Annotated in this window: 21 protein-coding genes; 3 read left to right on the top strand and 18 right to left on the bottom strand. The window is 40.9% G+C overall.

Annotated elements, in window-relative coordinates:
* Position 1: 1 nt before the first annotated feature.
* The 8 genes from KHB02_RS08435 to KHB02_RS08400 form a co-directional block, all read right to left on the bottom strand.
* Positions 2 to 844: a carbohydrate ABC transporter permease gene (locus KHB02_RS08435; RefSeq protein WP_213146478.1), complete on the bottom strand. Its 843-nt coding sequence runs from the start codon at positions 842 to 844 to the stop codon at positions 2 to 4.
* A gap of 11 nt (positions 845 to 855) precedes the next feature.
* Positions 856 to 1,731 carry a carbohydrate ABC transporter permease gene (locus KHB02_RS08430; protein WP_213146477.1) on the bottom strand — a complete coding sequence of 292 codons (876 nt, stop codon included), beginning with the start codon at positions 1,729 to 1,731 and terminating at the stop codon, positions 856 to 858.
* A 71-nt stretch (positions 1,732 to 1,802) separates the two neighbouring features.
* Positions 1,803 to 3,194: an ABC transporter substrate-binding protein gene (locus KHB02_RS08425; protein WP_213146476.1), complete on the bottom strand. Its 1,392-nt coding sequence runs from the start codon at positions 3,192 to 3,194 to the stop codon at positions 1,803 to 1,805.
* 13 nt (positions 3,195 to 3,207) lie between these two features.
* Positions 3,208 to 3,846 carry an SGNH/GDSL hydrolase family protein gene (locus KHB02_RS08420; protein ID WP_213146475.1) on the bottom strand — a complete coding sequence of 213 codons (639 nt, stop codon included), beginning with the start codon at positions 3,844 to 3,846 and terminating at the stop codon, positions 3,208 to 3,210.
* 4 nt (positions 3,847 to 3,850) lie between these two features.
* Positions 3,851 to 4,762, bottom strand: a complete 912-nt coding sequence (locus tag KHB02_RS08415) for a dihydrodipicolinate synthase family protein (protein WP_213146474.1) — start codon at positions 4,760 to 4,762, stop codon at positions 3,851 to 3,853.
* A 138-nt stretch (positions 4,763 to 4,900) separates the two neighbouring features.
* Positions 4,901 to 6,571 carry an FAD-binding protein gene (locus KHB02_RS08410; RefSeq protein ID WP_213146473.1) on the bottom strand — a complete coding sequence of 557 codons (1,671 nt, stop codon included), beginning with the start codon at positions 6,569 to 6,571 and terminating at the stop codon, positions 4,901 to 4,903.
* A 14-nt stretch (positions 6,572 to 6,585) separates the two neighbouring features.
* Entirely contained in the window at positions 6,586 to 7,038 is a 453-nt protein-coding gene (locus KHB02_RS08405) for a NanQ anomerase/TabA/YiaL family protein (protein WP_213146472.1), read from the bottom strand.
* Positions 7,039 to 7,190: 152 nt separating this feature from the next.
* Complete coding sequence (locus KHB02_RS08400) at positions 7,191 to 7,784, bottom strand: DUF1836 domain-containing protein (protein ID WP_213146471.1); 594 nt, start codon at positions 7,782 to 7,784, stop codon at positions 7,191 to 7,193.
* Between the two features lie 131 nt (positions 7,785 to 7,915).
* Here KHB02_RS08400 and trhA point away from each other — a divergent pair, with 131 nt between their 5' ends.
* On the top strand, positions 7,916 to 8,563 hold the full coding sequence (gene trhA / locus KHB02_RS08395) for a PAQR family membrane homeostasis protein TrhA (RefSeq protein ID WP_213146470.1): 648 nt from the start codon (positions 7,916 to 7,918) through the stop codon (positions 8,561 to 8,563).
* 38 nt (positions 8,564 to 8,601) lie between these two features.
* On the opposite strand, the gene modA is transcribed toward trhA, so the two are convergent.
* From modA to KHB02_RS08370, 5 genes are read right to left on the bottom strand one after another with little or no spacing between them, the layout of a single operon-like run.
* Positions 8,602 to 9,387, bottom strand: a complete 786-nt coding sequence (gene modA, locus KHB02_RS08390) for a molybdate ABC transporter substrate-binding protein (protein ID WP_213146469.1) — start codon at positions 9,385 to 9,387, stop codon at positions 8,602 to 8,604.
* Positions 9,384 to 9,755 (bottom strand): DUF488 domain-containing protein, encoded by a 372-nt coding sequence (locus KHB02_RS08385; protein ID WP_213146468.1) that lies wholly within the window; start codon positions 9,753 to 9,755, stop codon positions 9,384 to 9,386. Before KHB02_RS08385 ends, modA begins: the two co-directional genes overlap by 4 nt.
* A complete protein-coding gene (locus KHB02_RS08380) occupies positions 9,755 to 9,985 on the bottom strand; it encodes an excisionase family DNA-binding protein (protein WP_213146467.1) in 231 nt (76 codons plus the stop codon). Before KHB02_RS08380 ends, KHB02_RS08385 begins: the two co-directional genes overlap by 1 nt.
* Positions 9,986 to 11,017, bottom strand: coding sequence for a DmpA family aminopeptidase (locus tag KHB02_RS08375; RefSeq protein WP_213146466.1), 1,032 nt, complete (start codon positions 11,015 to 11,017; stop codon positions 9,986 to 9,988). It lies immediately after the preceding gene.
* Positions 11,014 to 11,949 carry a dipeptidase gene (locus KHB02_RS08370; RefSeq protein WP_213146465.1) on the bottom strand — a complete coding sequence of 312 codons (936 nt, stop codon included), beginning with the start codon at positions 11,947 to 11,949 and terminating at the stop codon, positions 11,014 to 11,016. The genes KHB02_RS08375 and KHB02_RS08370 overlap by 4 nt, the downstream gene beginning before the upstream one ends.
* Before the next feature lie 198 nt (positions 11,950 to 12,147).
* Between KHB02_RS08370 and ade the strand changes: the two genes are divergently transcribed.
* On the top strand, positions 12,148 to 13,893 hold the full coding sequence (gene ade / locus KHB02_RS08365; protein WP_420848076.1) for an adenine deaminase: 1,746 nt from the start codon (positions 12,148 to 12,150) through the stop codon (positions 13,891 to 13,893).
* Between the two features lie 39 nt (positions 13,894 to 13,932).
* Here ade and KHB02_RS08360 read toward each other — a convergent pair whose 3' ends face one another.
* The 5 genes from KHB02_RS08360 to KHB02_RS08340 form a co-directional block, all read right to left on the bottom strand.
* A complete protein-coding gene (locus KHB02_RS08360) occupies positions 13,933 to 14,298 on the bottom strand; it encodes an ArsR/SmtB family transcription factor (protein WP_213146463.1) in 366 nt (121 codons plus the stop codon).
* Positions 14,299 to 14,718, bottom strand: a complete 420-nt coding sequence (locus KHB02_RS08355; protein WP_277398197.1) for an SRPBCC family protein — start codon at positions 14,716 to 14,718, stop codon at positions 14,299 to 14,301.
* Positions 14,719 to 14,870: 152 nt separating this feature from the next.
* Positions 14,871 to 16,181: a purine/pyrimidine permease gene (locus KHB02_RS08350; RefSeq protein ID WP_213146462.1), complete on the bottom strand. Its 1,311-nt coding sequence runs from the start codon at positions 16,179 to 16,181 to the stop codon at positions 14,871 to 14,873.
* Between the two features lie 18 nt (positions 16,182 to 16,199).
* The gene (locus KHB02_RS08345; RefSeq protein ID WP_213146461.1) at positions 16,200 to 17,168 is read right to left on the bottom strand and encodes a bile acid:sodium symporter family protein; all 969 of its coding nucleotides are present in this window, start codon (positions 17,166 to 17,168) and stop codon (positions 16,200 to 16,202) included.
* Between the two features lie 18 nt (positions 17,169 to 17,186).
* Entirely contained in the window at positions 17,187 to 17,531 is a 345-nt protein-coding gene (locus KHB02_RS08340) for a rhodanese-like domain-containing protein (RefSeq protein ID WP_213146460.1), read from the bottom strand.
* Between the two features lie 149 nt (positions 17,532 to 17,680).
* Here KHB02_RS08340 and KHB02_RS08335 point away from each other — a divergent pair.
* Positions 17,681 to 18,344: DMT family transporter (locus KHB02_RS08335; RefSeq protein ID WP_241113781.1), on the top strand; the 664-nt coding region annotated here is incomplete at its 3' end.

Below are 18,344 nucleotides of genomic sequence, written 5' to 3'. Positions count from 1 at the left end.
TTTATCCCTTTTCTGCCCCAATTGCTAAGCCTTTAGTAAAGTATTTTTGGAAGAAAATAAAGATTAACAGCATTGGAACTGCAGCAACAGTAGCTCCTGCCATCTTGTAAGCAAAGTTTGGATTTAGATCCTGCATTAATGAAGCAATACCAACCATTAAAGTTTTCGATTCTTCACTCTGGCCAACCACCAGCTGCCATAGGTAATCGTTCCATACCTGAACAAAGTTTAGAATAAATAATGCACCAATACCCGGTTTTACAATTGGCAAAATAATTTTGTAGAAGGTATATAATTCACCTGCACCGTCAATTCTGGCCGCCTCACGTAATGAGTCAGGTATCGAATCAAAGAATCCTTTTAGCAGGAATACACCAAAAGCGGTTGCGACGTTTGGCCAAATCATGCCATTTAGCGAATTGACCATACCTAAGTCTTGAATAATTCTGAACAATGGAACAATCATAACCTCTTTTGGAATCATTAAGCTTGAGATAAAGATAATGTAAATAACATTTTTCCCTTTAAAATGCAGCTTTGAAAAAGCATAGGCAGCCAGCGAACTGACTACGATAACCGCAATGGTTGAAATAAGTGATACAAAAATACTATTAAATGTCCATCTTAATGCCGGCTGGTTTTGGAACACATCCACATAATTGTTGAAGGATATGGTTTTTGGGAACCAGTCCGGCGGCATTTTGATTACATCCGAACTATTTTTTAAAGAGCTGGTAAATAGCCAGTAAAGCGGAAATAGGTTTAGGATTGCGAAGAAAAGAATAATCACGTTTGCAACTACGTCAACCGTTTCTCTTTTTCTTTTATTTTTATTTTTCAACATGCTCAGTCACCTCAATCCTTCTTAAACATTGCTCTTAATTGTGGAATCGATAACACTAATGTAATCAAGAACATAATGACACCAACAGCGGAAGCAATTCCAAGTTGATTGAACTTAAACGCGTTATTATATAAGAAATACATAAGCGTAGTAGAAGCATTATTTGGTCCGCCGCCCGTTAAGAGTTGGATGACCACGAATATTTTTAATACTGCAATTATATTCATGATAATAATGTAGATGGTAGTAGGCTTTACCATTGGAATTAGGATCTTAAAGATAATCGTCGTCCGGCTGGCGCCATCAACCTCTGCCGCCTCGAATAAATCCTTCGGAACTCCAATCATCGACGCTATATAAAGTATGATCGCTTGACCTACGTTAGTTGCAAAGGTTACAAAAATGATGACAGGCAATACGGTTTTAGGGTTGCCCAAGAAATTGATTGATGACATTTCCATCTGTTTTGCAATATAAGGAATGAGACCGTTAGCTGGATTAAGCAAAAAGCTCCAAACCATACTCATGACGACCATTGAAACCATTACCGGGATGTAATAGCTTCCTCTAATAAAAGAAACATATTTCGCATTTTTATCAAAAACAGCCGCAGAAACGAATAGGGCAAAAATAACAGTTAATGCAACGATAAAAATAACAAATACTACAGTATTTATAGTTGATTTTACAAAGACCGGATTCTGAAATAACTTTTGATAGTTTTCAAAACCAACAAAAACTTCATTCGTATAATTAATCCGATATAAGCTTAAGCGAATTCCTTCAATAATTGGATAAACGAGAAATACCAAGAAGAGTATAAGCTGTGGAGCAATAAACAGGTATCCCGTCAAATTCTCTTTTAAAGCATGCTTGTTGAAATTCATAAGAAGCCTCAACCTTTCTAAAACTTAAGCCCCAATATCGGGGCTTAAGCTTTTATTTATAACACTGAAGGTTATTTAATCACTGAGTTTTCTTTTGCATCTTTAATTACTTGATTACCATTCTTCTGATAATCTTTGATTGCTTGTTCAGGTGATTTTTGACCAGTATAGATGGCTTGCAGTTCAGGGAATAATACCTGTCTTAACTGACTGTACCCAGGAACGCTTCCTGTAAAGTTGAATAAATACTGAGCGTTTTTGTCATATGCTGCGAATAATGGATTTTGTGATTTGAACTCATTTGCCACTGAAGTTCTAACAGGAACACCATTTTTAGATGCTTTTACTAGCTCAGGATCAGTTGAGAAGAATTTTACAAAATCCTTACTTACTTTAATTCTAGTTTTATCTTGTGTGTTAAATACGGCAGCACCTGATACATAAGTAAATGTTAATGGGTCGCCGCTTTCAGACGGAATGTTTGCAAGTCTGATATCGAACTTAGGAGCCTTGCCTTGTTCCATTTCAGCTTTTGTGTTGTTAAATAGTACTGAGTTAGTGAAAGCAATAGCAATCTTTTGGTTCTTAAACATAGCTAGTACGTCGTTAGAAGAAACTGATTCGGCACCAGGGTTGGTTAAACCAGCATCATAGGTTTTCTTTAACCATTCTGCAGCTTTCACACCTTTAGCATCATCCAGGACAATATTTCCCTTTTTATCAAAGAACTGATTGCCAAACATTCTTAAATACGCTAGGTTCCAAGTATCCGCTTGGTTGTTAAGAGCATATAATCCCATTGGATAGGCATTTGGATATTTGTCTTTTGGCAAATCCTTCTTAAGAGAATTTAAAATAGTTTCATATTCTTCTAAAGTCCACGTTTTAATTTCATTCTCTCCGCCGATATATTTTTCAAGCCCGGCTGCCTTTAACATATCAGCATTGTAAGCAAATGTTCCTGGCATATGGGAGAATGGATAGAAATAAATGTCCTTGCCAAACGTCACTGTATCCCAGTAGTTTTTATCAATATCTTTCTTGGCTGCATCATCGACAATGTCATTTAATGGAACTAAAGCACCGCGATGCGCATAGTCTCCCATGGCAAACGTGTTTTCAAAGAAGATATCTGGCGGGGTGCCACCGTTTAACTTAACGTTTAATAGTTCGTCCCGTTGTTCACTGGCAACAACTTCAACCTTAACCTTTACGTTATAGTCCTTATATTGCTTGGAAAATTTCTCTGCTGCATACTTGAAGAAGCTATCATAGTCGGCTCCCTGTTCTGTTGCATCCATAACACCCTTCCATTGCGGTGTTAACATCAAGGATAATTCTACTGTCTTTTTGTCTTTAGAACCTTCGGCCGGTTTGCTTGATTCTTTGTCTGAACATCCAGCTAATGCTGAAAGGGCAAGTACACCGGATAAAGCGGTTGCAAGAAAACGCTTCTTGAACATATAATTCTCCCCTTTAAAAATAAGTTTTTACTTTATTGAAGACAAGCTTAGCAAGAAGCCTGTGTCCTTCCTCATCAAGATGCATAAAATCGATGTGATTCATCGGAACGATTCCTTTTGTATCAAGAAATTCAGTTTTTTGAATACGCATCAATTCTTCCAAATGGGCAGAAAGTTCCGTTGATTTGGTGTCACAGCCTTTTCCCATGGATTTTCCTACTTCTGTTTCGTAGTACTCTTTGCCAATTGGGGGCGGTGCAATGACTAATACTTCAGGGAAAGCCCCTTTGACGCCAGCCGGTGTGCTTTTTGCCTTTTGTGAGAGTCTTGCTATGCCTTGGGCAATGTTATAAGAAGTTAAATGGAACCTCTCTTTCGTATCATTTGTCCCAAGCATTATGATTACTAGCTCTAGCGGTGAATGACTCATCAAACATGGATGAATATAAGAGTATCCATTTAGCCCTTCAAATAGGGGGTCATCCACTACAGATGTCCTGCCTGAAAGTCCTTCTTCGACCACTTGAAACTCTTCCCCCAAAAGGTCGGCGAGAATGCTGGTCCACCTTATACCTTCTGGGAATCTTCCCAATGTTTTGACATCATAGCCCCATGTGTTGGAGTCACCAAAGCACACTATTCTTCTTTTCATCCTTCTACCTGCCGTATTTAAGGATAGCTTGATCAATCATATTCTTGATTTCTTCAACCTTGTTCAAATCCTCGCCGGTTACAGGCTCAAGCGGTCCTCTTACACTTCCAACATTGACCCCTCGTAATTTTAGAAGTTCCTTAATCGTAGAGTACATATGGCCATTTAGAGAACATAAGGCAATGATGATATCGTTAATATCCCGTTGAATATTTTTCGCTTGTTCAAAATTCCCTGATGACACGAACTCTTCCGCTTTTAAAAGCAATTCAGGCATTGCCGCATACGTACCGCCGATTCCACTGTCAGCGCCAATTACTCTGCCAGAAACATACTGTTCATCAGGACCATTGAAGACAATAAAATCTTCTCCTGCCGCTGCCTTAAAACGTTCGATATCCATTACCGGCATTGATGAATTCTTTACGCCGATTACCTTTTTATTTTCAATCAGTTTTTTAAAGGCCGGCAGCGAAAGATTGTATCCTGTTGTTTGCGGGATGTTGTAGATAATAAACGGCAGTTTAGTAGATTCCATAATTTCTGTCCAATACTTAATAACAGAGCTGTCTGGAAGCTTAAAATAGATTGGCGGAATGGCAGATAGTGCATCATAGCCAAGCTCTTCTGCGTATTTAGCCAAGGCGACGCTTTCCCGCGTTGATGGTGCGCCGACATGTGCTATTAATGTCAGCTTCCCTTTGACCGCTTCAGCAACATATTTTAAGGTTGCTTTTCTTTCCTCAAGATTTTGGTAAATGCATTCTCCTGAGCTCCCGCCGACATAAAGCCCCTTTACCCCTTTTTCATAAAGATAGTTGCAGAGGTCTTTTGTTCTTATTTCCGATACTTCACCTGCATCATCATAACAGGCATAAAATGCGGGAATGATCCCTTTAAACTTTTCTAAATTCATGTATATCCCCACCTGAGTGAAAGTAATGTTAACGTTTACAAGCAAAATATATCATAATATTTTAATGCTGTAAATAATTTTCTTCATTTATTTTATTTTTGAAAAAAATCTCCGCTTTTTCAATACCCTATGGAAAGATTATCTGACCTCAAAATCCAGCTTAAGACTTCCATTGATTCTCGAAATTACCAACCTTTTATTATAAAATTCATCTTCAAAAGGATAATCTTCCCGATAATGAGCGCCTCTGCTTTCCTTTCTTTCCAGCATTGCCTTCAGAAGCAGATCGGAAAGAATCAGGAAGTTTCTTGCTTTAAAGGCGCTTTTTCTTTCTTTTATATTATTTGTAAAAATCCCCATATTAAAAGATGCTTTCAAGTCCTTGATTTTATTCAAGGCTGCCTGGAGATTTTTTTCATCACGAATGACGTTGCCATGGAACCACATAATTTCCCTGACCGCATCCATTACTTCATGTGGAGTCAGAGCACTTTGTGAATCTGCTGAAAAGGCATGAATCCCCTGTTTCAACTGTGCTGTCACCTGATGTAGATTAATTTCTAGCCGCTCGATGCTTTCTGCAAATTCAAGGCAATTTTGGGCAGCTCGTTTTCCAAACACCATGCAAGCTCCGGTAGAATTCCCACCCAAACGGTTGGCACCCTCAATCCCGCCGGCCAGCTCTCCAATTGCATATAGCCCGGGTACGCCTGTCCGACCGTAGCTGTCAATTTTGACGCCGCCATTGCTGGCATGAGCAAACGGAGCAATTTTCATCTTATTCTTTGTTAGGTTTATGCCGCGGTCTTCCAGCCAATTTAAATAAATCGTATAGAAATCACTTTTATTATTGTAAATTTCAGGATCGTAAAGTAACTCGAAACCATCTTCGCTTTTCGTTCTGAAAATTTCTTTCATCATCGCGATATCAAAATATTTGGAGGGCAGAGAATTTGTAAACGGACCGTGGGTACTGCGAATTTTAAAGCATTCTTCCTTAGAAAGGCCTTCTGGGAGCACACTATCTAAAATGCTGTTTCCTTCCTCATCCACAAAATCCTTGCAATAATTTAACGTGTGCTCGCCCCATAATGTCTTGTATTTTGGCGATGTAAAGCCCGGAATAAATTGAATAAACTCCATATTAACAAGGCTTGCACCTGCTTCAAGTGCCAGGATATGGCCCGAGCCATCGACGTCATTTGGGTTCAAATTATGCTTATATATATTCCCAAATCCACCGGAAGCAAGGACAACAGCTTTACAATTAATCATGATAAAGTCATTATCCCGGTTTAAGAGAATCGCCCCTGCCACTCTACCATCCTGCTTTACCAAGGAAATGACTGCCGTTCTCTCCATGAGGGTAATATTAGGGTAATGATCGATGATTTCGGTAACATTTTCCCTGATTTTATTCCAATCCTTCAGCATGTAAATAGTTCTGCCATGGTTGGCAAAACAGGCCTTCCGGTCATCGGAAAGCTTATAAGGCTCTATTCCGATTTCGGGAAACTCCTCAACCCTGTCCCGAATCTCGTCAATATAGATTTTTGCCATCTCACGGTCTTGCATATCATGGCTGACGGCATCTATATCCGCTAAAAACACGGCTTTGTCTTCATCGTTTTTCGTCACTTGTGTCCCTAAAGAGGCCTTTAAGGGGAAAAAACTGGATCCGGAACAAAGCTGTGTTTTTGTCGACATGATGATGCTTTGTCCGGCTTTGGCCAGTTCCATACTTACCTTAAGCCCGGCAATCCCGCTGCCAACGACCAAAACATCCGTTGTCATAAGCTCTTTAATCATCCGTCCCGCACATCCTAAATAAGAATTTTAAAAACTACTTTTCTGACTTTTTCCGCTTCGTCCACCTTAATGCCCGTCATATGGACATCGCTCGGATATAAGAGCATAAAATTGCCCTTTTCAAGCTTCACTTTGGACTGTACTTTTCCATCCAGCAGGAAAAAATCGTCCTGTTCATCGTAGTCCTGTTTTACCGACATTCTTTCAAATAGCTCATATGCGACAAACTCTTTTCCCTCAAGAATATAGTGAAGGTCGATATATTTTTTATGGGATTCCCAGAACCGTTCTTCGGCTTCTTTCGTGTCATATTCTATTAAATTGAAAAAAAGTTCTTCTCCTTCAACTTCATGCATGCCTGTTTGAAGACTTGAAAAATCGTGTGTTTGAATATAATGAATGGCACGATTCACTCTATCGTTTATCCCTTTATATAACTCAGAGTTACTAATGTGATCGGCGATCATCTTTCTCGGCTCCTTCATAAATTGGATTCTTAGTGTTAAACGCTTTCAAACAAAATATAACATAATCAAAAAGTTGCGTAAATTATTTTCTTTTTTTAAATTAGAAACGGAAGAAATTTTCACCAAATATGTATACAAAAAAACAGAGACCATTAAGATCTCTGGCGCTTTCCTTCTTTATCAATCACGATGCCGTCAACGAGCTTCTCTGCCGCTTTTCGATATAAATTGCTCATATGGACAAGGGACGAAATCATCAACACCCGTTCCAGGTAGGGCGACTTATCCTCCTGCCCTTCAGCGATTTCTTCCTTTACCTCCAACCCTCTTCTTGTCATTTCCTCTTTGAAATCGGAGACATTTTGGGCAGTCAAATTTAGATAACTGTTATAGAAAGAATCTAAATCGATATCTTCCTTTATTATTCTTTTGTTAATCCCATCAAGAGTCGTTTTGATATCGTTAATTGATAGAGCACCTTTCAGTTGATAGATTAAACTAATAAGGATGAGATGCTCTTTGGAGTATTTTTTATTTTTAATAGGAAAAATAAGCTTTCCTTTGGCGTAATTGTTAATCATGGTTTTCGTAAGAATTTTTTCATCATCGTTCCGCTTCGATTCCGCAAATTTATTTTCGAAAAGCTGGATGACCTGATCCATATATAAATCTATCTTTGGAATCTCATCCAACGGCAAATTCGCTTCCAAATCAAGTTCTTCAATGATTTGATTGATTTTTTCCATTACTGTTAACCCCGTTCACTTCTTAATATTTTTTATTATACCTGAAGACATAGACGTTGACTAGATTCTGATATACTTGTATCATTATATGTAGTTATCAAAACTACGTAATGGAATAGGAGTGTTACAAAATGAATGCGTATATTCGGGAGCCCATTAACGGACTCACTCATTTGACGGGTGCGATTCTGTCTTTTGTCGGACTGTTGGCGATGGTGATTAAAGCCTCACTTACTTCCTATTCGCCCCTTGCCATTGCCGCTGTCATCATTTTTGGTATTAGCATGATTCTTCTTTATTCAGCCTCGGCAACCTACCATATGGTCATTGCGCGGGATAAAGTGATTGCTTTTTTAAGAAAACTTGACCATTCGATGATTTTTATCCTGATTGCCGGTACGTACACTCCATTCTGTTTTATCAGCTTAAATGGAAAAACAGGTGCTGTTCTCTTTTCGATTATTGCAGCAATCGCCATCTGCGGCGTTGTTTTTAAAATGGTTTGGTTTCACTGCCCGCGCTGGATTTCAACGGCCCTTTATATTGCGATGGGCTGGATGGTAGTCTTTGTTTTCTCGCCGCTCTCCGGCAGCATTAATCCATACGGCTTATTCCTGCTGGTACTTGGCGGTATTTTCTATACCGTTGGCGCCGTCATTTACGGAGCAAAGCCGAAGTTTTTGCAATTTAAAAATTGGGGTTTCCATGAAATTTTCCATATCTTCATTATGCTTGGAAGCTTGGCCCATTTTATGTGCGTGTTTTTATATGTCATCTAATGAAAAAGAGCCTGGACGCGTCCAGGCTTTTTTCATGCTTAATGTATGTTTTTAAATCCGTATTTTTTAAAAATGTCCATCGATGTTTGATTTTGAAGATATTCGAGAAACAACTCGGCTTCTTTTGGATGTGCCGTTTCTTTTACAACACCTACCGGATAGATAATGGGAGTGTGGGTACTGTTCTCTGCCGTTGCTGCTATTTTAACCTTTTTGGAGGTTAAGGCATCGGTTTTATAGACAACTCCCGCATCCACATTGCCGGTTTCAACATAGGTAAGGACTTGGCGGACGTCTTTTGCGTAGACCACTTTACCTTGAAGGGAATTCCAAATATTTAATGCTTCGAATGTTTCCTGCGCATATTTTCCAGCAGGCACCGATTCCGGGGTACCAACCGATATGTTTTCCGCGCGCGAAACATCTTTAAAATTATTAATGCCTTTGCTATTGTCCTTCGGAACAACTAACACCAGGTCATTTCCCACAAGATTAATGCTGTTTTTCTTTTCAATATCGCCTTTTTGGACCAATAAATTGAATTTATCCTCTGCAGCGGAAAAGAACAAGTCTACAGGCGCTCCTTGGGAAATTTGCTGCTGCAGCGCTCCAGAAGCACCAAAGTTATAATTTATTTGTACATTGGGATGGGCTTTTTCAAAGCTTGCTTTAATATCATTCAAGGAATCTTGCAGACTTGCGGCAGCGGAAATGGTTAATTCCACTTTCGCATCTTTCTTATCCGTTTTATTGGCTTGACTATTTGAAGAACATCCGGATAGAACTAACACTAACAACAGTGCTGTGAAAAATATTTTTTTCACCCGATGTCCCCTCTCTCCATTAACTCCTCATACAAAACCACCGCATGGTTATAGACCGTGTCCTTCGCGCCATATAAAAGCGTTACGTTTTGAGAAGCTGCCATCTCAAATATTTGACTAGTTAATCGAAGCTTCTCCTCATCAGTACGGAGTTCTTGAATATAACGGCTGCGAAACTCGTCAAACAGCTCCGGTTTGTGGCAAAACCACTTTCTAAGATCTGGGCTTGGCGCGATCTCTTTATACCAATGATCGAGCCTTGCCGCATCCTTCGAAATCCCCCTTGGCCAAAGCCTATCCACCAAAACCCTGCACCCATCCGATTCATTGTAAGGCTCATATACTCGCTTTAAAAAAATATTTGCCATTAATCTTCATCCTTTACGTCCAAGTCTTCAGGTATGGGTTCACTCAAGATTTCCTCTACAAGCTGTTTGTATTTTTCCATTTGTTTTAGATGGGTGTTAAATTGTTCTTTGTTGATTAAGTAATCACTGCCGTCAAAAAGAGCGCGGATTTTTTTCTGCTGAATGAGCTTTTTAACGTCAGCTTCTGATGTGGATAAAAACTCTGCTGTTTCTTTTATTGAAAGGTACATTTAATTTCCTTCTTTCCTTAAACAAATAGCTTCGACAACATGGCCTTCCCGTCCATGTGTGGTAACGGCCTGGGTCAAGGAATTAAGAATCGCTTCCTCCGCTGCTTCAGCTGCTGCGGCAAATAGCTGATTCATAATGGGATGGTCTTCGCGCAGCTGTGTCCGTGTTTCTGCCGTCTCATCTGAAAAATGAGGAATTTTATGAGCGTTTGAAAAGGCAATCACAATATCGCCGCTTCCGTGACTGAAATGGCTACCTGTCCGCCCAAGACCAATTCCGCAACGCTTCGCCACGCGTTTTAGCTGCCGGTCGCTCAATGGGGCATCGGTCGCCAAAACGATAATAATGGAACCGTCAGCAGTTTCAGAGAGTCCGCCTTTGGTTTCATATTGAAAGCCGCGGAAATCTTCTTTTCTGCCAAAATTACTGAGGACCATGCATCCCACTGTATAGCCTGATACCACTCGGGATGATGAGCCTATCCCGCCCTTGTACCCAAAGCAGACCATGCCTTTTCCGGCACCAACGGCCCCTTCTTCAGCTTGATGATTGGAGGCCTTATTGATCGCTTCAATGGCATGCTCTGGTTTAACCGGAAACTTACGAATTGAGTTTAAATAGCTGTCATTGCATTCCCCCACCACAATATTGATGGTTCCAGTCGTATCACCGATTTCTGGATTTTCCTCCAGCATATATTCAATCGTGCCTTGAGTCACCGCCGGGACTCCAAAGGTGTTTGTTAACATAATCGGCGATTCGAGAACACCTAATTCATTTACTTGTACTAGTCCAGTTGTTTTGCCAAAACCATTCAGGACACAGCTTGCCGCCGTCACTTTTTCTTTAAACATGTTTCCACTATGGGGTAAAATAGCGGTTACTCCCGTACAGACATAGTCGGTGCCTGTTTCGTTTAAAGGATAATCTAGTGTCACGTGCCCAACCATTACACCTGGGACGTCAGTTATGCAATTTTTTTCGCCAGTATTAAGCTTTCCAATGGTTATACCCATTTCGCGTATTTTCATCGTGCTGCACCCGGCCGGTGGTCAAGAAAATTTTGTGAGGCAAAGCCCCTAACCTCTTCTTCACTGTAATGTTTTAAAAGTTCATTGAGCAAATTTTGCGATTTGGAAGCATTCTCTAAATCAATGATAAATTGGGAGATTCCATCAAAATCCGACCCTAGACCAATTTGTTTTACCCCGCCAAGGGAGCAGAAATGGTCAATATGCTTGATGAGGTCACTTATGTGCGCATCCCCAGATTCATTAATAAATGGCGGATTATAGACGACATGGATCAGTCCGCCCTTTTGGAACATTGCCGCAGCTTGCTCATCAGTTAAATTGCGGGGGTGGTTACAAAGGGATTTGGCATTTGAGTGGCTCGCAATCGGGTAATCTGCAAGTTCTATGACATCCCAGAATGCTTTTTCGCACAAATGAGATACATCCGTTAGGACTTGATGTTCATTGTTTAATTGCACGATTTCCTTACCAAATAGTGTAAGCCCCGCCCCGCGCGGCTCGCCGGCACCGTCAGCCGCCAAATTGGCGTTATTCCAGGTAAGACCGACAGAACGGACACCTAATCGGAACAATGTACGCAACTTCATAAGGTCATTGCCAATTGCGTCGACACCTTCAAGCGTCAGCATCGCGCCAATCTGGCCAATTTTGAGCTGGTCAAAATCAGCCCAATTCTTTATATGTACCATATCGGGATTTTCCCCTAAGACTTCCTTATAAAAATAATCAACTTGCTCCAGCGCTGCCTGGAACTTTTGGTCGGATGGGATATCCGGTTCGATAAAGATCGCAAAGCACTGTGCCTTGATTTTGCCTTGCTGCAGGCGAGCTTTGTTTGTCTCTAATTCCGGGGCATTGGCAAAGAGCAGCTTACCTTTACCTTCCGAAAGCTTAAGTAATGCATCACAATGAAGGTCAATGATATTCATGTTGGCCGACTCCTTTTTTAAGGAAATTGTATCATAAAAAAGCCAGCGGTTATAACCTAGCATTTAAATCGTATATATTCAATTTTGCAGTCCGTTTTATTTTTGGAAGGACTTTATCCCACCTTGTAATAATTACGTACACTAACAGAATACTAGTATGGAAAGAATATATGTCAGATATAGAGTTCAGGGGGGATGGTGCGCATGGAAAGACAACAATTGGCAAGAAGAATCTCGGTTGCATCCGGCAAAGAACCAGCCGATACAGTTATTAAAAACGCAAAAATTATCGATGTTTTTAATGGGGAAATGATTGAAGGGGACATTGCGATTGCAGATGGTTACTTTGCGGGCATTGGCACATATGAGGGGAAACAGGTGATTGATGCGAATGGGGCTTATTTAACTCCTGCCTTCATCGATGGACATGTTCATATCGAGTCATCCATCGTCACACCTTCCGAATTTGCCAAAGTTCTTCTTTTGCATGGTGTAACGACTGTTATCGCAGATCCACATGAAATTGCCAACGTTCTGGGTACCGAAGGAATCCAATATATGCTTGATGCTTCCGAAAACCTGCCGTTTGACTTTTACTTTATGCTCCCTTCCTGTGTCCCTGCGACTGAGTTCGAACATTCCGGTGCTGTTTTAAATGCCGAACATTTAAAACCTTTTTTTCAGCAGCCAAAGGTTCTAGGATTGGCTGAAGTAATGAATTTTCCTGCAGTTGTTAACTGTGACATGGATATGCTCGCAAAGATTGCTGCTTCTAAAGCTTTTGGGAAAAAAATTGATGGCCATGCAGCAGGTCTTTCCGCAAATGATATAAATGTGTACATGGCTGCCGGCATCCGAACCGATCACGAGTGTACCAACGCTGCAGAAGCAAAGGAACGTCTCAAGCGGGGAATGTATGTCATGATCCGTGAAGGGACTGTGGCCAAGGATTTACGTCAATTGATCCCCGTCGTAAATGAACATAATGCCCGACGCTGCTTATTCGTGACAGATGATAAACATCTAGACGACCTGCTTCATGAAGGAAGCATCGATCACAATGTTAGGCTGGCGGTCTCATCCGGCATCTCCCCAATAACCGCTATTCAAATGGCAACGATCAACGCGGCAGAATGTTTTGGACTTGAGGAAAAAGGGGCTATCGCTCCCGGATATAAAGCCGATTTCATCATCATGGAGGATCTTGAAAGTTTTAAAATTGCCGATGTTTATAAGGACGGGACAGCTGTGGTCAAAAAAGGAGCCATCGTACACTTTCCAGAAAGCAGCCAGCAGGAACTCCCAAGCACTTTAACCCATACGGTTCATTTCCATGAAATTTCCGAGGATGAATTTCAAATTCCGGTTCAATCCCATAAGGCAAACATCATCGAAATCATTCCAAATAGCCTGGTGACACGTCATATCGTTGAACAGGTGGAAACAAATGAGTCCGGTTTCTTTCAATGCTCTTTGGATAAAGACCAGCTAAAATTGGCCGTGATTGAACGCCATCACCAGAGTGGTTTTATCGGTTTGGGAATTGTCAAAGGTCTAGGGCTGAAATCCGGTGCCATTGCGACTACAATCGCCCATGATTCCCATAATCTTGTAATCGCCGGCACAAACGATCGTGATATGGTGATGGCCGCCAAAACTATTAAGGAGATGCAAGGCGGAATGGTAGTTGTAAAAGATGGCAAGGTCCTTGCAGCATTAAAGCTTTCCATCGCGGGATTGATGTCGGACCGCTCCTATCAAGAGGTTTACGCCAATCTGAACAATATCCATGGTGCACTAAACCAGTTAGGAGCAAATCGCCAGTTCAACCCATTTTTAACTCTTTCCTTTTTAACACTGCCGGTGATACCTGAATTAAAGCTAACCGATATGGGCTTGTTTCAGGTTTCCAAGTTTCAGCATATCTCGATAGATGCAGGGTAGCGTTTGCCTTGTGTTAGTGTACAAAAAAAAGAACCTGTTTTAAGGTTCTTTTTTTTCTGTCTCTGATTGAATCACTTTTAGGCCGCTGTTTTCCCTGCCCGTTTCCACGATATGCTTCAACACAGAAAGCCTATTGTTCCAGAATTGGTCATAGAACTGCTTTAGCTCCGAGAGCGGTTCAGGATGGAGCCGGTAAATTTTTTCACGGCCTTCCTTTCGTCCGCTGACCAATTCCGCCTCGGAAAGGATTTTCAAATGCTTGGCAATAGCCGTCCGGCTTATCGAAAAATGCGATGTAATTTCCGAAATCGGCAATTCTTTTTCAGAAAGAAGCTTTAGCACTTCTCTCCTGGTAGGGTCAGCAATTGCCTGAAACACATCATGCTTTTGTGCTGCTGCAGACACTTAGCCCTCCACAATCCTTTTTAACTTTTCGATAATGCCACTCCAGCCGCCAGACATGTGTTCACGAATGACACCAGATTTTTGACCGGCTTTACCGATGACTTCATCAGCAGGCTTCCAGCCACCATGAATTAACGTAAACTCCGTTTTCCCACCTAAATCTTTCAAAATAAAGGATGCAAACCAGCCTTCTGTATCCCATTTAAATGAAAGACGATTGGGCGGATCAAATTCGGTTACTTTACAAGGAGATGGGCCAAATGGAGATTGCAAGTGAAACTCATGACCCACTTCCGGTTTGAAGTCGTTTGGCATGAACCATTCCCCAATCGCTTCAGCCGTAGAAACGTGCTCCCATACTTTTTCAATTGGTGCATCAATAACAATCGATTTCTTGATATCTTCTAGTGTATTTACCATACCAATTCGCCTGCTTTCTAATAAGAATATACAACCATTCGGTTTCACATTTTTGATTATATAAAACCATTTGGTTTCATGTCAATAAAAATTTCTTTATTACTTTCTCCAAAAACAAATATAAAAAATCCCTTCCATCAAGCAGGAAGGGATTACGAGGTCTGTCGAATCATCTTTTTTTGAAAAACCAAATGCTCTAACAAGAAACATAAAATAAGGCCTATGAGCAGTCCGTTGGAAACAATATTCCGCAGCCAAGGAGCGATATTTTCAAACGCTTCGGGCGGTAAAAACATGATGCCGATTCCTGTCATTAAGGAAATTCCAATCACCATCAGGTTCCGTCCCGTCGGCTCTTGCCCCATTAAATCACGGATACCAAAGCCAAGCAACTGTGTAAACATGGTAAAGAGGGAAGCATAAGCGACTTCTAAGGGCAGGGTTGCTAAAAATCCTCCTATATATGGAAAAAATCCTGACACAGTGATTAATATCGCCCCAATGATAAGTGGGAGCAATTTTTTAATGCCAGTGGTCATGATGAATCCAGCAGAAATAGCCAGCGGGATGACGCCCACTACGGAAAAGAGTCCGGAGAAGATTAAACCAACTCCATTCCCAAAAATCCCCTTTTGATACTGATTAGGCTTCACCCTTTTTTCTAAAGCCAGTCCAACTACCAAAACGCTGGAGATCACGTTGGAAATGAGGACGACCGAAGTAAGGAGAGTGGTAAGTATGATCCCAATATCAAACTTCGGGGTTCCCCATGCAAACATTTTCGGAATACTGAACCATCTTGAGGGCTCGTAGGACTGATTTGTATCAATCAAACCGAGGAAATGGAACATAGTCCAGCCAACAATGATTCCAACAAGCGGTCCTAAGCTCCTTAATATGCCATTGGTTTTCAAAGATATGAATAAAATAATGAAAATAACAAGGAAACTAATAAGTGTAATTTTTCCGTTTAAATGGCCGGTCGCGGTGAAGCCAAGCATGCTTTTTAAAAACGAACCGCTCAATTGACTGACCAGCAATATTAAGTAAACGCCAGTTACAATCGGTGTAAATAGGAGGCGTATTTTTTCAATAATCGGCAAAAATCCGATAATGGCCAGTAATATTCCGGCGATGATTAACCCCATTTCTAATTGCTGAAGCACATTTCCTTGATTGGCCGGGGTACTCATAGTCCCAAGCAGAATAAAAATGGCCCACCACATTCCTGCTGCCCCTTCCACAAGGGGAAGACGATGGCCGAAAAAAATCTGAATTAAGGTAGCAATTCCTGTTACAAACAGCATGCGCTGCATAAAGTCAGCGATTTCAGCCGGTGCCATATGAAAGGCTGCTCCAACAACGACCGGCACTGCAATTACGTTCGTTAACATAAAAACAGCCCACTGAATTCCCTGGACACTAGTAATCAATCCGCTATCCTTTATTGTTTGTTCCTTCATGATAAAATTTCCTTCTTTCTAGACAGCAACTGAATCCTGCTTTTCCGCGCCTTTTTGGTAGTATTTTGCGATAAAATGTCCATTTAAAGACGCTAATATTTGTTGGAAAAGCATTCCTACCACTACCGGAACGGCCACCGCCGGCGGGAAATACGTGACGCTGATGACAGCCCCGGCACTAATATTTCTCATTCCCCCTGAAAAGGTCAAGGTGATAGCCGTGTCCCGGTCGCCAATCAAAAGCCTCCCAAGGAAAAAAGAAAGCAAATATCCGCACAGTGCAATAACAAAGACTGTCATCATAATGCCGATTAGTTTAAGGTCAATATTTCTTAGATAGGGAGCAACAACCGCTCCATTCAGCATCACAACAACACCCATACTGATTTTTGAAAATGGGGCAAGCTTTACCCCTAATTGTTGATTTATTTTTCCTTTTGTCCACTGGTTTAACAGCATGCCGATAATGGATGGGATCACGATCATTCCCAATAATCCTTTCATGATATCGACATAATCCATTTCGATTTTTTGTCCCATAAAGACCGAGAGAGAATATGGAACAATGATTGGTGATAACAAGGTGTCGATTAAAATAATAGATAACACAAGCGGAATATTCCCTTTATAAATAGAAACCCAAACAAAGCTCGTAATGCCCGTTGGAATGACCATACCTAAAATTAAACCCGTAATGGTATAGGCATCATTTGGGAAGGTGATATGCCCCACTCCCCATGCAAACAGCGGCATGAGAATATGGAGAATCAGCATCGCTATAAAAATAGGAAACGGATGAAGCATCGCATCTTTTAACGATTTGAAATTGGAGTTTAAGCTTCCGGCAAAGGTCATAAAGGCGAAAATCCACGGGATTAAAAAGGAAAAATCCTTTATATAGGCACTTAAGATAACCCCGGTTATAACACTAACCGGGGTTATAAATGGCATAATTTTCTCTAGTTTTTTATTCAATTTTTGCAGCATAAAGGGTCTCTCCCTTTTTTAATCTTCAAGTGACTTTAAGAAGTCCTTCCAGGCTGTAACTCCGCCTTCCAATAGCGTGACCTGGTAATTTTTCTGGTCAAGGATATTCGCGCACTTTGCTGCCGAATTCCCGGTCGTGCAGGTAACGATGACCTCTCTGTCTTTCGGTAAGGTAAGCTGTTTGTCCTTATTTTCTTCAAGTTGAAATATTTCCGTTTTTGGAATATTGCGGCTTTCTACATGGGTATCTTCTATGTGAAACTCGTTGTATTTCTCGTTTGCACGGACATCTAAAATCATAACATTTTCTCGTGCCTGCAATCTTTTATGCAGCTCTTTAGCTGTAATTTTTTTAACTGACATTACAAACACCCCCATTCAAAAGAATAACACAATTTTATTATTTGAGGGGTTAATATCTTTCGTTAGCCGAAAAAAAGCTGAACAAAAATGACTGCCATTATTGTATAATGTTGGCATTATATTTTACGGAAAAAGAAAGAAGTGGGGATATGGCAAAAGAGCAAAAATTCCAGATGTATTTGCTGCTCGTTATAGTGATGGCAGCATGGGGTTTTAACGTTGTCGGCATCAAAGTGATTGTCTCGCATTTTCCTATCGTTACGATAACGTCATTACGGATTTTCACCGCAGCAATATCTGTCTTTACTATCCTAGCCTTATTAAAGAAGGTCCGAATACCGACTAGAAAGGAACTCCGTTATATCGCTGCGGCTGGATTTTTCAACGTGGTCTGTCACCATTTCTTTTTGTCGATTGGTTTAGCCAAAACCACTGCTTCAAACGGTGGACTTATCCTAGGGCTAGGACCGCTCTTGTCGGCCATTCTGGCATTTATTTTTTTAAAGAGCAGGGTAACGTTAGTAAAAGTTATGGGAATCATCTTAGGTTTTACTGGGGTTGCCTTTATTGTTTTGGCAGGACATGGCGGTTTGTCCCTAAGCAGTATTTCCCTTGGGGACCTGTATATCTTTTTATCGATTCTTACACAGGCATATAGTTTTGTGCTGATAAAGAAAGTTTCCGATACATTGGACCCCCGCTTATTGACTGGATACATGATGCTTTTCGGGTCGATTGTATTATTTTTCCTAAGTTTAGTTATGGAGCCAGGCGGGTTAAAGGAATTATCTAACGGGTCCTTCGGTATTTGGA

The organism is Neobacillus citreus, from assembly GCF_018343545.2.
Classification (GTDB): domain Bacteria; phylum Bacillota; class Bacilli; order Bacillales; family Cytobacillaceae; genus Neobacillus; species Neobacillus citreus.
This window is presented reverse-complemented; position numbering and strand designations above follow the sequence as displayed.